Here is a 14,079-nt window from a genome sequence, read left to right as displayed (position 1 = left end):
GCCGTGTTGGCCTACACCAAACTGGAGGCCCTCAAGCTCAAGTGCGGCATCGGGCATTTTCGCCTCAAAGCTCAACTCTATGCCGTCGGCCTAAAAGCCATGTACCGGCAACTCGGGCAACTCCGTGCGTAACATCAGTAAATAAGACGGCAATCAAACACTTACTTATCCTGGAATCTACTGATGATCAGCTATTTCCTCACGCAGTTTGCGGGGCAGCGCACTCAAAACCAGGTCATAGGAATGATCGATCCACTCTTGCAACTGAAAGTCGGAGGCGCCAGTGCCGATGAGCACGGTGTTCCAGTGCTTTTTATTCATGTGAAAGCCTGGCAGCACATAGTCGTACTGTTCGCGCAGCTCCACGGCGCGCTCCGGGTCGCACTTCAAGTTGATGCTACCAAACGTATCGATGCTCGTAAGGGCGAAGACTTTGCCGCCAACTTTAAACACCAAGGTGTCGGGACCAAAAGGAGTTTCTTCGGTCACGCCTGCTTTCAGCAGGCAATAATCCCGGAAGTCTTCAATGTTCATACGGTGCTCCAGCTATAGGGCCTAAACGAAAAAACGCCAACTCTGTGCTAGTGGCGCTTCCTGAGAGCACACCAGGTGCCGTCGAGTGAAGCGTCACCAACAAAGAGTTGGCGTTACAAAGAAGGAAGAATCTAGCGAAGAAACCAGCGGTAAAGCAGCACTAGAAAGCCAACCAGGAACATAGCCATGGAGAGCTTATTGATGAAGTGCATAGTCCGCAGGTTGAAGTTGGTGGTGCGGTTTGGGTCGTTTTTACGGAAGAAGTAACCGAAAACGGGACCAAGGTTAAACAGGCCTTTCATACGCATAATACAAGTCTTGCTGGTGTGCTGATATAACACTCCGGGCCCCGGAATGATTTACTTTTCTCGCTATATTTCTGAATAATAAGATAAATTTTTCGAGCGGAAATTCCTGCGTAATCGGTTGATTATCAACTGTTTTTCACTCGTCATAAATACTTCATACTCCCATTGCATTACTTTTTTTATTACCGATAAAGTGCTGCAATCCGCTGCTCATTGTTCTGGCTGATGATTTTGCGCTTCACCTTCAGCGTCGGGGTTAGCTCACCCGATTCTACGCTCCAAAGCGCTGGCAGTAAGGCTACTTTCTTGATTTGCTCCCACTGCGCAAAGGCGCCCGTTGCTTGCTGCACGAGCTGCTCGTAGAGCTGCTGCACCTGCGCGTGCGCCGCCAAGGCAGCATCCGATAAGTCGGCAGGCAGGTTGTGGCTTTGGGCCCAGGCACGCAACTCCGCGAAGGCCGGTACCAGCAAACACGCCGCGTATTTCTGCCCCTCGCCCACCACCATCACCTGCTCCACCAGCGGCGACTCCGACAGCCGCGACTCCAGCGGCTGCGGGGCGATGTACTTGCCGTTGGAGGTTTTGAACATCTCTTTTTTACGGTCCATGATTTTCAGAAACCGTCCCTGCACCAGCTCGCCAATGTCGCCGGTGTGCAGCCAACCGTCGGCATCGATGGTTTCGGCCGTGAGGTCGGGGCGGTTGTAGTAGCCTTGCATGACGGACGGTGAGCGGGTCAGGATTTCACCGTCGGGCGCCAGTTTCACTTCCACGCCGGGTATTACCGGCCCCACGGCGCCAATGAGGTTGCCGCTGGCCTCCGGACGACTGGCGGCAACAACGGGCGAGGTTTCGGTCATGCCGTAGCCTTCCATCACCCGGATACCGGCCGCCCAGAACACCCGCGCCAGCCGCGGCTGTAACGCCCCGCCCCCGCTCACGATGTAGCGCACCTGCCCGCCCATGGCTTCCCGCCACTTGCTAAAGATAAGCTTGTTGGCCAGAGCTAGCTGCGCGTTGTACCAAGCGCCCTGGTTTTGCTGCGTGTCGTAGCGCAAGCCAAGTTTCAGCGCCCAGAAAAACAGCTTTTTCTTGGTGCCAGTCAGCTCTTGCCCTTTGGCAACTATTTTATCGTAGATTTTTTCCAGCAGGCGCGGCACGGTGGTAAACACCTGTGGCTGCACCTCGCGCAGGTTGTCGGCAATCAGCTCCACGCTCTCGGCGTACCAGATGCTGAAGCCTAGCATCAGGTAGAGGTAGGTGGCGGAGCGCTCGAAAATATGGCTGAGGGGCAGGAAGCTCAGCGCTTTCTGGCCGGGCGGCAGCGGCAGGTAGCTGGTCAGGTTTTCACAGTTGTAGAGAATATTACGGTGGCTGAGCATTACGCCCTTGGGCCGCCCGGTGGTGCCCGAGGTATAAATCAGCGTCAGCAAATCGTCGGGCAACACGGCGGCTTTTAGCGCGGTGAGGCTAGCCGGATCAGCGGATTGCCCTAAGACAAGCAGTTGTGCAAAGGAGTGGCTGCCCTCTAGCTCCTCGAACGTGATGATGTGCTCGGGACCTTGGGGCAGCGTTGCAACGGCCTCCTGCACCCGAGCCAGCAGCTTTTCGTTTTCCACTAATACCACCCGCACGCCGGCATCCTGGAAGATGTGGCGGTAATCTTCCACCGTGATGGTGGGGTACATTGGCACACTTACAGCGCCGAGCTGCGCAATACCAAAGTCAGCTATTACCCACTCGGGGCTGTTGGCTGAAATGATGGCTACTTTGTCGCCGTGCCCGATGCCGAGCTGCCGCAACCCCAGGCTTACCAGGTTGCTTTGCTTCTGCACCTGCGCGGCACTCAGCGGCTGCCAAGTACCGGCCTTCTTTTCCACCAGGCAATCCGCCTGAGGCGCAGTAGTGGCCAAACGAGCCAATAAATCAAAGGTGCGACGAATTTCCATGGGTGGGCAGAACAAGCGGCAACTGGTGCAACGACAAAAGTAGCCGGCCGCGTGCCAATAGCTGAGCTACCCCATAATATTATTGATAACAACCCTTGCGCAGTAGTGGTGGGGTCAGTGAAGCTGTTTGGAAAGTCCACCAAACATGTCGGGAACGTCCTGCAGAGGCGCAGCCGAAGCATCTCGCGTGCTGAGGTTGCCAAAGTAACCGTCATGTTAACCACCTAAAGCATAGGTACTCTGTTTGTTGATGCTACTACACGAGTGAAATGCTTCGACAAGCGGACGCCAGATAAGGCATAGTATAGTAACTTCCTAAACAGCTTCGTTGACTAGGGTGTGCGGACAGTTAGGATCTTGTAGCGCGGAAATCCGTTCCGCGACGAGCAAAGCGAGTATTCGGTACCGCACCATATGATCCTGACGCGTAGGAACTCGCGCTGCTCGTCGCGGAACGGATTTCCGCGCTACAAGATCCTAACTGTCCACACAGCCTAAATTGACTACAACAGCCCACTCTATTATGAAGCGCCACTTTGTGCTACAGCGCAACAATGTGCTAGGGCTGGTGTCATTGCTCCAGCTTAACTTCCTGCCCATGCACTACCTACTACTCTCCGCGTTCCTGGTATCGGCCACTTGTGCCACCGCGCAAACAACAGCCGCCGCCACCGCTGAACCCGAAGCCGTCAAGAAAACCATCCAGACTTTTTTCGAGGGGATGCGCAAAGGCGACAGCACGCTGGTACGCTCCACCTTTGCTCCCGGCGCCGTCTTCCACACCATTGCCAATCGCAACGGCACCACCGAACTTCGTTCCGAAAACCCGTCGGAGTTTGTGAAAGCAGTAGGCAAGCCCCACAAGGAAATATGGGACGAGCGCATCACTTTCGATAAAGTACTGATTGACGCCAACCTGGCCAGCGTCTGGACGCCCTACGAATTCTACCTCGGCAGCACCTTCAGCCACTGCGGCTATAATTCCTTTCAACTAGTGAAGCTAGCCGGCGGCTGGAAAATTGCCCACGTCATCGATACCCGCCGCAAAGAGAAGTGCAAGTAGATTGTTGATTGCGGGAAGTTGATTGCTGCTTGTTCAGCAAAGCGCCGGAACGACGAAACAATCAGCATCCCGCAATCAACAACTAAAAAGCCGGTATGCGCAGCAATGCGCTGTCGGCAGTTTTCCAGTAATCTAGCTCGTATAGCTCACCTTCCTGATCTAGGTACAGCGAAGCAAATACCATTACGCCGTCTTCGTCCAGAAATTGAGTGTTAGCAATTCGCTCGCCTAACCTGCGGTTGGCTTGGCTACTGGTAAAGCGTAAGCCGCCCGTTTCGCCAGCTTTCAGCTCTGCTACCTCAACCCGGTGCAGCAGCCCCAACAGGCGTTCGGTGCCGGGTTTGCCGCGAAGCATGAAAATGAGTAAGCCCAGCTCTGGCAGTTTAAGCGAGCGTTTGATCATAGTTCAGAAGCTGCCACAGCTACGCCACCTGCGGGAGCAACGAGCTAGTTATACGGCTCCAACGGAGTCGGTAGCGCCCGGAAAGGCCAGAATCGTGGCCGCGTCAAGCTCCGCCAGGTTGGACACAACGCGGTCGGCATGGTGCAAATCCTGGCCTTGCGAATGCTCGCTGCTGTAACCAATGCAGTACATACCAGCTGCTTTGGCCGCGGCTACGCCGTTGGCGGCATCCTCCACTACCAGACACTCAGTCGGCGGCGTGCTCGTTAGTTCGGCCGCTCGCAGAAAGATAGCCGGGTCGGGCTTCGACTTAGTGAAGTCTTCGCCACTGACGATGTGCGCGAAAAACGGGTACAGCGCAAAGCGGGTAAATACCCGGTCGATAGTACCCCTGGAAGCGGAGGAAGCTACTACCAGCGGCACGCCGTGTTCGTGTAAGTCTTCCACCAACTGCCGGGCGCCAGGAATCAGATCTAACTCCTTGGACTCGTTGAAGGCTTTGGCAAACAACTCTCGCTTCCGGTCCATCAGTTCGTCCAGATCCTGAGGTAGCTTAAACCGCTCTTTGACCTGCTGGTACACGTTGCGGGTAGAAGCCCCCAGAAAAGTGCCGTATTCTTCGGGAGAAACTGTAACGCCTAACTCGGTGAAGTGGCGAAAAAAGGCGTCGTGGTGCAGTGGCTCGGTGTCAACCAAGACCCCGTCCATATCGAAAATGACAGTGCGAATCATGTGGAAATAGAAATAGTAGGTGCGAGGTAAAGTGTCTTTATTGGAATGAGAAACTGCGTACTCCTTCTAATTTCAGGCGTTATCTCCCGAGAGGAATTCATTCATCACATCATGCCCAACTCCGCAAACATCAATTGGAATTTCGGCAAACTCTTCGACGTCAGTAAAGCAAATCCCTCCTTCACATTTTAATTCTCCATACTTCTCAGCTACGGCACGTAATTTTAGCTTTTCCAATTGCTCCCAATCGCTCAGCAGGGTATGTGCCCGAAAGAAGGATTGATACTCTATAAAGTAGATATAAAGTATACCAAAGTCGGATGTAGGTTTCCGCCAATCACACCCATTGAGGCATCAATAACCTTAGCCTCAATCCAGTCTAATTCAGCTGCGCCGGCAAATAAGAATATTTTCATTATCACTACTTGCTTGTCACACTCCCACCGGCTCTTCCAGTACCTCTTTTTCAATCCAGCGGCCGTCTTCGCGCATTAGCTCGATGAGCTCATCGACGGCTTGGCCTTCGGGCACGGCTTTCTTGATGACTTCCTGGCCGCGGTAGAGGGCAATTTTGCCTTTGCCCACGCCCACGTAGCCGTAGTCGGCGTCGGCCATTTCGCCGGGGCCGTTCACGATGCAGCCCATGATACCGATTTTAACGCCCTTGAGGTGGTCGGTGCGCTTGCGGATCATGGCGGTGGTTTCCTGAAGGTCGAACAGGGTACGGCCGCAGCTTGGGCAGCTGATGTATTCAGTTTTGGACATGCGGGTGCGGGCCGCCTGCAGGATGCCGAAAGACAGTTGGTTGAGCTGGTCGATGTCGTGCAGCCAGGCTTCCTGCTCTTGCTCGGGCAGCAGGTCGGTGCAGAGGGCAATACCGTCGCCGAGGCCGTCGATGAGTAGGCCGCCCACGTCGGTGGCGGCGTCGAGTTGGGTTTGGGGCATGTCGTGCACGGTGTACACGCGACGTATCACCACGGGGCAGGTAACGCCATATTCGAGCAGGTCGAAGAAGGCCCGCCGCAATTCGGGCATGGCGTGGGCGTTGGTTGTATTTAAGGCTAGCACCACGCGGGTCTCGGTGCGCAAGCGCGCCAGCAGCTCGACATCCAGCGTACCCAATTCCACTACCAGGAAGTTGAGTTGTGGGTGGAGCTTAGCGAAATCCGACAAATAGGTATCGGCCGTGAGCAGGGGGAAATGGTCGAGGCGCTGGCCGCCATCCACCCAAGCACTGTGCGTCACGATTTCTTTGAGGCCATTGGGCAGCATAAACGGCACGGGCCGCTCGCCGGTATAGATGAAGTCGGCACCTAAGTCGCTCATCTGAAACTTGTCGAGGAACGAGGAATACAGGTGGCCAGCGGCGCGCAGATCAGCATATTCGAGGCGCGGCAGGCGCGAAAGGTCGGCCACCACACGCGGCACGTTCAGGCCCCCAAAAGTGCCCACTTCATGCGTGAGGCGGCGGTGGTACTGGAACGGGTCCAGTGGCTCTTCCTCGAGCAGCGGCCGAATGGGCTGCGCTTCCGAAGCGCGGTTGGTATACCGATCAATCAGGGCTTTGGCAACGGGCGCTTCGGCTTCGGGGGCTTCGGTGAGGCTCACGCGCACGGTGTCGCCGAGGCCGTCTTCAAGCAGCGTGCCGATGCCGACGGCCGATTTGATGCGGCCGTCTTCGGCTTCGCCGGCTTCGGTTACGCCGAGGTGCAGCGGGTAGGGTTGCAGGCCTTCTTCGTCGAGCTTTTGCACTAGCAGGCGGTAGGCTTGCACCATCACCTGCGTGTTGGAGGCCTTCATGCTGAGCACCACATCGTAGTAATTTTCCTCTTCGCATAGGCGCAGAAACTCCAGCGCCGATTCCACCATGCCAAGTGGCGTGTCGCCGTAGCGGCTCAGAATACGGTCGGACAAGGAGCCGTGGTTGGTGCCGATGCGCATGGCGGTGCCGTACTGCTTGCAGATTTGCACCAGCGGCCGGAACCGCTCCCGGATCCGCTCCACCTCGGCGTGGTAGGTGGCATCGGTGTACTCGATGAAGTCGAATTTCTTTTTGTCGGCGTAGTTGCCGGGGTTGACGCGCACTTTCTCCACGATGCGGGCGGCTAGCTCGGCGGCGTTGGGCGTGAAGTGAATATCCGCAATCAGGGGTACGGTGCAGCCGCGCTTGCGCAGCTCCTTCTTGATTTCGAGCAGGTTTTGGGCCTCCTTCACGCTCGGCGCCGTGATGCGCACGTACTCGCAGCCGGCCTCCACCATGCGCAGCGTCTGCTCCACCGAGCCCAAAGTGTCCATGGTGTCGACGGTGGTCATGCTTTGCACCCGAATGGGGTTGAGCCCACCCATCGGCAGGTCTCCAATTTTTACTTCGCGGGAGAGGCGGCGCTTGTACTCGGTGAGGCTAGGGCAATAGGTCTTATTCATAACCCGGAGGGGAGCTGTTTCTTAGTGATAACAAAGGTACGGAAGGTTCGTTGTTGGCTGTGTATATGAAAGCCTTGCTACCGTATGCTGTAGCGCGAAGCCGGCGCTTCGCGTGTCGTTAAGCAACTGGCACTGCTACCGCAACAACGAGTATCGTTCAACGATACGCAAAGCCAAGCTTCGCGCTACACCAGACAAAACGCAACTTCTGGCGGTGCTGATTGTCTATAGAAAACTCACGCTTCCTTTTCCTTTACATGACTCGATTGAAATACCTCTTTCTGGTGGTTGCCATGCTTCTGATACTACCGAGCCAGGCCCAACAAGTAGCCTTAATCAAGCTGCCAGAGCTGCAAAAGCGCCTCAACCGCAAAACCGATACCACCTACGTCATCAACTTTTGGGCCACGTGGTGCGCGCCCTGCGTGAAAGAGTTGCCGTATTTCGAGCAGGTAAACGCCACGTATGCTCGGCAGAAAGTGAAAGTGCTGCTGGTGAGCATGGACTACGCCTCGCAGCTCGACAAGAAAGTGAAGCCCTTCGTGCTGAAGCGCGGCCTGAAATCGGAAGTGGTGCTGCTCAACGAAACCGACCCCAACACCTGGATGGACAAGGTAGATGGCAAATGGTCGGGGGCGCTGCCCTTTACGCTGATGATCAACAACAGCAAGCAGAAGCGTATGGCCTACGAGAAGGAATTCACGCAGCCCGAGCTAACGGCTGCCCTGCAAAAGTTTCTTCAGTAGCTTCCGTTGAGTACAGAGTACCAAGTATTAATTTTAATTAATATATATGCATACCCCCCTAGAACGACGTAGCAGGTTACTGCTTCTGGTAATTTTATTTAGCATCTCCTTAATTGCAAGAGGACAACAAAACAATATAGATTACCGGTTGCAACTTATCAATGACGCCTTTCATCAGCGGCTGGAAAGCACCTATAAGTACCAACAGGCAGTAGTGCCAGGGGGCTACACAGCCGTGGAACGCTCCCTGCAGATAGGCAACAAAAAGTACTTGCTCGAATATGCGATAAACGACCGGAAAACCGGCCAGCAGATGCGGGAAAACTACTCGTTGCGCTTCATCAACCACGATACGGTGCGGGTGGGAAAGGCTCATTATGTGACGAGTAGCAAACACCCTACGGAATCCGTGCAAGGATCTATTGCTCTCTCCAGCGAGTACCTGAATGATTCGTATTTTGAAGCTACTAACCTACTCATTACCCAAAATTTTGACCCGCTCGCGGTGTGGGGCCTACACCCCAGCTCGTTCCGGAGCGGCCAGTGGCTGTATGCCCGGTCAATGCAGCCGACGGAGCGGGGCGATACGGTGGCGAGCTACTATCTACTCCGTTCGCGTACGGGCGATACCTGCCAAGTGCAGCTACGCGAGCGGATGAATAGGCAGCGTCCTTGGCGGTATACGAACCGCTTGGCTTGCAGTTGGGTAGTTGAACTGACGCACCGCCGTCTGACAGCTGAGCAGTCAATAGGGTCAGAAGGAAATAATCAGAGCCTCCATTGGGTACGCACTTACCGCACGGCTACGGACTTTGTGGAGACCCTCACGCTCCATTACAGAAGCGGTGATGGTGGCCCCCCGGTTTCTCAAACAGATTTAGTATACAAAAGGAATTTTAAACAGGTTACTACTCATCAATCGATTGATACGTTCACGATCAAGGACGGCAGCGCAGGCGCGAAAGGACCACTGACGTTCAACATTGTTTCCACTTACTATTGAAGGACAATGAGTATTCAAATCCGTAGAGGACTCCGCAACTCAGATTAAATAACAAGTTCTCATTTTCATTCAACCAATCGTACTCCTATGAAAAAGCTAGTTCCTTTCCTGGCGGCCTGCCTGATGCTGGTGCTGAGCAGCTACGTTCGTCCGCTGGCCGGCTACCAGGTCGGCGACAAAGCCGCTGATTTCAAGCTCAAGAATGTAGACGGCAAGGTGGTATCCTTGGCTGATAACAAGACCGCCAAGGGCTACATCGTGGTATTTACCTGCAATACCTGCCCCTACGCCAAAGCCTACGAAAGCCGCATCATCGCGCTGCACCAGAAGTACGCTAGCCAAGGCTACCCGGTAGTGGCCATCAACCCCAACGACCCCGCTATTGCCCCCGGCGACTCGTTTGCGGCCATGCAGGCCCAAGCCAAAAACAAGAGCTACCCTTTCCCCTACCTCTTCGATGAAACTCAACAAGTAGCCCAAACCTACGGCGCTACCCGCACGCCCCACCTCTACGTGCTCACTCGCCAGGGCGCCGGCAACGAGTTCAAAGTAAGCTACATCGGTGCCATCGACGACAACTCGGAAGACCCTAAACTGGTAAAAACCAAGTACGTGGAAAACGCCATGACTGAAATTCTGGCCGGCAAACCCGCCTCTACCAACTCCACCAAGGCCATCGGCTGCGGCATCAAGTGGCGTAAAGCGTAGCTTAGAAAGTAACGCGAAGCTCCGGCTTCCGCGAACGAGCGAAGCGAGTAGCTGGTACCGCGCCACTTGCGCCAACGCCAGCTACTCGCTTCGCTCGTTCGCGGAAGCCGGAGCTTCGCGTTACTGCCTTTTGCTGGCTCGCTTAAATACACCTTCCAGGGTATCGGTTTGCACGCCGAGCTTCTCGTCGAGGGCGGCGTTGATCATGGCTTGCGCCACTTCCCGGCCGTGGATGGGCCGGAACGGGGCCAGACCGGGAATGTAGGCCACCATGGCGGCTAGTGGCAGCGCAATGCGCTCGGCCAGCCGGGGCTCCCGGCGGTTTCCAGTCAGCATGCCGGGCTGAACGATGCGGATGCGCTGAAACGGGAGCCGCTTGATTGACCGCTCCAACTCGCCTTTCATGCGGGTGTAGAACACAAACGCATCGGGGTCGGCCGAGGCCGAAGAAACCAGCACGTAGGTTACCACGCCGTTTTGGGCCGCCGCTTCGGCCGCCCGGTACTGATAGTTATAGTCTACTTTGTATTGGGCGCTCTGGCTGCCCGCTTGCCGTAACGTGGTGCCTAAGGTTGAGAATAGCACGTCGCCCGTCAAGTGGTGCTGCCACATCTCGGGCTCATCGAAATCCACGAGATGCTCTTCCAGTTTCTCTGGATTTTGGTAGCCAGTCGGCCGGCGCGTGAATACTTTGATGGTCGAAAACCGGTTGTCGGAAAGCAATTGACGCAATAGGTAGTCGCCAACGAGGCCAGTGGCCCCAATGAGTAAAGCAGTTTTCATGAAGCGCACGAGGAGTGTGGAGCAAGGAAGGGCAAGCGTTTTAAAGTAACGCAAAAATCACATTCCTGTTGAGCTTTTACGCAAACCGATTATTTACGGGTAGTTCTTGGAATTTAATTGGTATTTAATTCCGCTTATTCCGTTGCCTAAGCTGCTTGTTGCGCTAGCGGTTACCCGGTCACAGCCTTATTCGCCTACAGTCAGCACAATCTTGCCTATATGCTCGCTGCTCTCCAGAAGCTGATGAGCGGCAACTGCCTCGCTCAGCGGGAACGTGCGGTAGAGCACCGGCCGAAACCTGCCCTCGCCCAGCAGCGGCCACACGTGGCCCTCGACCTCGGCCGCCAGCGCCGCCTTGAAGTCAGCGGAACGTGGCCGCAAGGTACTACCGCTGATGGTGAGGCGGCGGCGCATCACGTCCAGCGCGTTGAAGTCGGCGGGGCCGCCCCGCATGGCGTTGATGAACACCAAGCGGCCATCGTCGCGGAGCAGGCGCAGGTTTTTAGGCGTGTAGTCGCCGCCTATCATGTCCAGCACCACATCGGCGCCTCCTATGGCCCTGACCACTTCCTCGAAATCGTCTTCTTGGTAGTTAACCACTACCTCGGCACCCAAGGCCCGAACGGCCTCGGCTTTGGCGGCACTGCCCACCGTGGCAGCTACCCGGCAACCTAGCGCGTGGGCCAGCTGCACGGCCGTAATACCGATGCCGCTGCTGCCTCCGTGCACGAGCAGCGTTTCGCCGGGTTGCAGCTGCCCCCGCTGAAATACGTTATGCCACACCGTAAACACGGTTTCGGGCAAACTGGCCGCTTCCGTAAAGCTCCAACCGGCCGGTACCGGCAAGCAGTGCCGGGCATCTACCACGGCGTATTCGGCGTAGCCCCCGGCCGCTAACAAAGCACATACCTGGTCGCCCACCTGCCAGCGCGACACGTCGGGGCCGCACTGCTCCACGGTGCCTGCTATTTCGAGGCCCGGCACTGTACCGCTTACGTCGCCGGAACCGGCGTATTTTCCTTGTCGCAGGAGCACATCAGGACGGTTGACCCCGGCGGCGTGTACCCGGACCAGCACTTCGTGGGCCGCTGATTGGGGCGTGGGTTGTGTTTGCAGACCCAGGACCTCGGGGCCGCCAGCAGCGGAAATAACAATGGCGTTCATGGCAGGAAAGTGGCGTGAGAAGGTAATAGTGCGCAGAGTACTACGCGAAGCGGAAGCGCCGCGCTGCTTTCCTGGTGCATTTTCCGTTTCTTGCTTGCCATGAAGAAGCTGAGCCTACTCCCGCAAATCCTTCGAACCGCCGGCCAACTCACGGGCATGGCCGCCTGGCAAACCGGCCGCCTGTTCCGCAAAACCGCCGCCTCGGCCCTCGATTCCATTCAGGAAGTGTTGCGGGCCGAAGTCAAGAAAGGCAACGCCAAGCTCGTTGCCGACTTCCTAACCGATAAGGCCTTGCCCGCCGCCCGCGCGCTGCTGCTAGAGCGCATGGCGGCCCGGCTGCTGATCCGCCTCGGGCTGCGCGGAGCCCTGGCGTCCAGCGTTATCGGCTGGATTCTGCCTTTCGTGCTGGAGCAAATGGTGAAAGTCGGGCAGCGCACCGGCCTCTTCGATAAGCTCCGCGCCAACCCCACCGTGCAGGAAAGCCTTGTTCGTCTGGAAGAACTAAAGCAGGGCGTCTGGAAACGCCTCTTCCCCGACCATGGCACCAGCGCCCACCTTTTAGAGGACAACGAGGCAGAACCGCCCCGTGAGCTGCCAGCCTAAGTAACTCAAGTGGCGGAGTAGCCGCGTAGCGGCTTCAGGTTTGTAGAAACTAGCGCCTTACGTGGTGCAGCGCCGCGTAGCGGTGCCAGAAACGCCTGCCCGTCTGGCACCGCTACGCGGCTAATTCGCAAATTGGATTAAGTAGAACGGCACTATTTCGAGCAACTAAACCCGTGTTGCATAAAAAAGACACCAGCTAGAGCTAAGGCAAAGAAGCTGGTTTTCCTTCTTAGCTGAGGAGGGAAACCAGCTTCTTTGCCTTAGCTCTAATCAAGTGGCGCATTTAATATCAGCATAGTGCAGCAGGACAGGAAGCTTTTCAGATGTTCCCAACATGATTCCTCTACTGACTATTTGCCACCCTGCGTAAAGTCGGAAGTAACGAACAAGAACATGGGCGAAGGAATGGTGATGGACTGGCCGGTGGGGCGCAGTTTGCCCGACTGCTTGTCGATGTAGTAGGTGAAGACGTTGTTGGTATTCTGGTTGCCTACCAGCAGCAAGCGGCCGGCCGGATCGAGGGTGAAATTGCGCGGCGTTTTGCCTTGGGTGCTTTCGTGCTGAATCAGCGTCAGGTTGCTGCGGCTATCAATGGCGAATACGGCAATGCTGTTGTGGCCCCGGTTGGAAGCGTACAGGAACTTGCCGTCGGGCGAGACGTGAATATCGGCGCAGGAATTTTCGCCCACAAAATCTGCCGGCAAGGTGGAGAGCGTCTGTATTTCACTGAACGTACCTTGTGCGGCATCGTAAGTCAGGGCCGTTACCGTGGAGTTCAGCTCGTTGATGAGGTAGGCGTTGCGGCCGTTCGGGTGGAACGTGAGGTGGCGGGGGCCCGCACCGGGCTTGGCGGTAAAGGCCGGGGCCGGCTGGTTGGTGAGCTTGCCCGAGGCGGGGTCGAGCTGGTAGCTGTACACTTTATCGGTGCCGAGGTCCACGGCGAAGTCGTACTTATTGGCCGGGTCCGGGAGGAAACAATGGGCGTGCGGGGCCGTTTGGTTTTTGTGCGGCCCGCTGCCTTGGTGCTGGTCCATGGCGGTGGGGGTTCCCACCCGCCCATCGGCCTGCACGGGCAGCACGCTCACGTTGCCGCCCATATAATTGGCCACCAGCACTGCTTTTTCGGTGCGGTCTAGGCTGATGTAGCACGGCGAAGCGCCCTGCGACGACTCTTGGCTTAGCAGCGTTAGCCCCCCGGTTTTGGGGTCGATTGTGAAAGCACTAACGGCCCCGCTTGGCGCCCCCCGAAACGTGTTGGTTTCGTTGACGGCGTACAAGTGCTGCCGCTTGGCATCCAGGGTCAGGTAGGTCGGACTCGCGCCGCCTTTCAGGCCGCTTACCTGCGTCAGCGCCCCGGTAGTAGGGTTGAGTCGGTACAAGAAAATCGTATTCTCGGTTTCCGCACTCACGTTGGTACCGATATACACCAGATACCCCGGCGCGTCGGGGCCGGGCACAACCCGCGCACAGCCTACTACCGAGAAAGAAGCCAGCACCAAGCCAAGCCCGACGTTTCCAAGAAAACTGCGGCGCGAATACGATGGTCGAGTCATTAGAGCAGATAAAGCAGTGAGAAGTTGTCGAGTCGTGCCACCAGAACACCCAGAACAACCCGGATTTCGCTGACGACGAGGCAAACTACAAAAATCCTTCTCCTAC

General features: G+C 56.4%; 14 protein-coding genes and 1 pseudogene. 6 read left to right on the top strand and 9 right to left on the bottom strand.

Going from position 1 to position 14,079, the window contains the following annotated elements:
* Nucleotides 1-132, top strand: a pseudogene (locus VF639_RS25490) (IS701 family transposase); the annotation flags it as partial.
* A gap of 45 nt (nucleotides 133-177) precedes the next feature.
* Here VF639_RS25490 and VF639_RS12475 read toward each other — a convergent pair.
* The 3 genes from VF639_RS12475 to VF639_RS12465 all read right to left on the bottom strand — a co-directional run bounded on the left by VF639_RS12475 (nucleotide 178) and on the right by VF639_RS12465 (nucleotide 2,791).
* Entirely contained in the window at nucleotides 178-534 is a 357-nt protein-coding gene (locus tag VF639_RS12475; protein ID WP_331146239.1) for an MmcQ/YjbR family DNA-binding protein, read from the bottom strand.
* Between the two features lie 131 nt (nucleotides 535-665).
* Nucleotides 666-836: a DUF6728 family protein gene (locus tag VF639_RS12470; protein ID WP_243794218.1), complete on the bottom strand. Its 171-nt coding sequence runs from the start codon at nucleotides 834-836 to the stop codon at nucleotides 666-668.
* A gap of 188 nt (nucleotides 837-1,024) precedes the next feature.
* Nucleotides 1,025-2,791 (bottom strand): AMP-dependent synthetase/ligase, encoded by a 1,767-nt coding sequence (locus VF639_RS12465; RefSeq protein WP_331146238.1) that lies wholly within the window; start codon nucleotides 2,789-2,791, stop codon nucleotides 1,025-1,027.
* A gap of 523 nt (nucleotides 2,792-3,314) precedes the next feature.
* Here VF639_RS12465 and VF639_RS12460 point away from each other — a divergent pair.
* Nucleotides 3,315-3,854: a nuclear transport factor 2 family protein gene (locus VF639_RS12460; protein ID WP_331146237.1), complete on the top strand. Its 540-nt coding sequence runs from the start codon at nucleotides 3,315-3,317 to the stop codon at nucleotides 3,852-3,854.
* An 82-nt stretch (nucleotides 3,855-3,936) separates the two neighbouring features.
* On the opposite strand, the gene VF639_RS12455 is transcribed toward VF639_RS12460, so the two are convergent.
* From VF639_RS12455 to ispG, 3 genes are all read right to left on the bottom strand, one after another.
* Nucleotides 3,937-4,257: a DUF6984 family protein gene (locus VF639_RS12455; protein WP_414654714.1), complete on the bottom strand. Its 321-nt coding sequence runs from the start codon at nucleotides 4,255-4,257 to the stop codon at nucleotides 3,937-3,939.
* A 48-nt stretch (nucleotides 4,258-4,305) separates the two neighbouring features.
* Entirely contained in the window at nucleotides 4,306-4,989 is a 684-nt protein-coding gene (locus VF639_RS12450) for an HAD family hydrolase (protein ID WP_331146235.1), read from the bottom strand.
* A 432-nt stretch (nucleotides 4,990-5,421) separates the two neighbouring features.
* Complete coding sequence (gene ispG / locus VF639_RS12445; RefSeq protein WP_331146234.1) at nucleotides 5,422-7,413, bottom strand: (E)-4-hydroxy-3-methylbut-2-enyl-diphosphate synthase; 1,992 nt, start codon at nucleotides 7,411-7,413, stop codon at nucleotides 5,422-5,424.
* A gap of 257 nt (nucleotides 7,414-7,670) precedes the next feature.
* Here ispG and VF639_RS12440 point away from each other — a divergent pair, with 257 nt between their 5' ends.
* From VF639_RS12440 to VF639_RS12430, 3 genes are all read left to right on the top strand, one after another.
* Entirely contained in the window at nucleotides 7,671-8,159 is a 489-nt protein-coding gene (locus VF639_RS12440; protein ID WP_331146233.1) for a TlpA family protein disulfide reductase, read from the top strand.
* 46 nt (nucleotides 8,160-8,205) lie between these two features.
* The gene (locus VF639_RS12435; RefSeq protein ID WP_331146232.1) at nucleotides 8,206-9,162 is read left to right on the top strand and encodes a hypothetical protein; all 957 of its coding nucleotides are present in this window, start codon (nucleotides 8,206-8,208) and stop codon (nucleotides 9,160-9,162) included.
* 87 nt (nucleotides 9,163-9,249) lie between these two features.
* A complete protein-coding gene (locus tag VF639_RS12430; protein ID WP_331146231.1) occupies nucleotides 9,250-9,870 on the top strand; it encodes a thioredoxin family protein in 621 nt (206 codons plus the stop codon).
* Between the two features lie 120 nt (nucleotides 9,871-9,990).
* On the opposite strand, the gene VF639_RS12425 is transcribed toward VF639_RS12430, so the two are convergent.
* Both VF639_RS12425 and VF639_RS12420 read right to left on the bottom strand, forming a co-directional pair.
* Nucleotides 9,991-10,653, bottom strand: a complete 663-nt coding sequence (locus tag VF639_RS12425; protein ID WP_331146230.1) for an NAD(P)H-binding protein — start codon at nucleotides 10,651-10,653, stop codon at nucleotides 9,991-9,993.
* Between the two features lie 186 nt (nucleotides 10,654-10,839).
* Nucleotides 10,840-11,817: an NAD(P)H-quinone oxidoreductase gene (locus tag VF639_RS12420; RefSeq protein ID WP_331146229.1), complete on the bottom strand. Its 978-nt coding sequence runs from the start codon at nucleotides 11,815-11,817 to the stop codon at nucleotides 10,840-10,842.
* 99 nt (nucleotides 11,818-11,916) lie between these two features.
* Between VF639_RS12420 and VF639_RS12415 the strand changes: the two genes are divergently transcribed.
* Nucleotides 11,917-12,420, top strand: coding sequence for a hypothetical protein (locus tag VF639_RS12415; protein WP_331146228.1), 504 nt, complete (start codon nucleotides 11,917-11,919; stop codon nucleotides 12,418-12,420).
* Nucleotides 12,421-12,770: 350 nt separating this feature from the next.
* On the opposite strand, the gene VF639_RS12410 is transcribed toward VF639_RS12415, so the two are convergent.
* The gene (locus VF639_RS12410) at nucleotides 12,771-13,973 is read right to left on the bottom strand and encodes a lactonase family protein (protein ID WP_331146227.1); all 1,203 of its coding nucleotides are present in this window, start codon (nucleotides 13,971-13,973) and stop codon (nucleotides 12,771-12,773) included.
* Nucleotides 13,974-14,079 lie beyond the last annotated feature (106 nt).

This window comes from Hymenobacter sp. (genome assembly GCF_036387835.1).
Taxonomy (GTDB): domain Bacteria; phylum Bacteroidota; class Bacteroidia; order Cytophagales; family Hymenobacteraceae; genus Hymenobacter.
The sequence above is the reverse complement of the archived record's forward strand: the minus strand, read 5'-3'. Positions and strand labels throughout refer to the sequence as shown.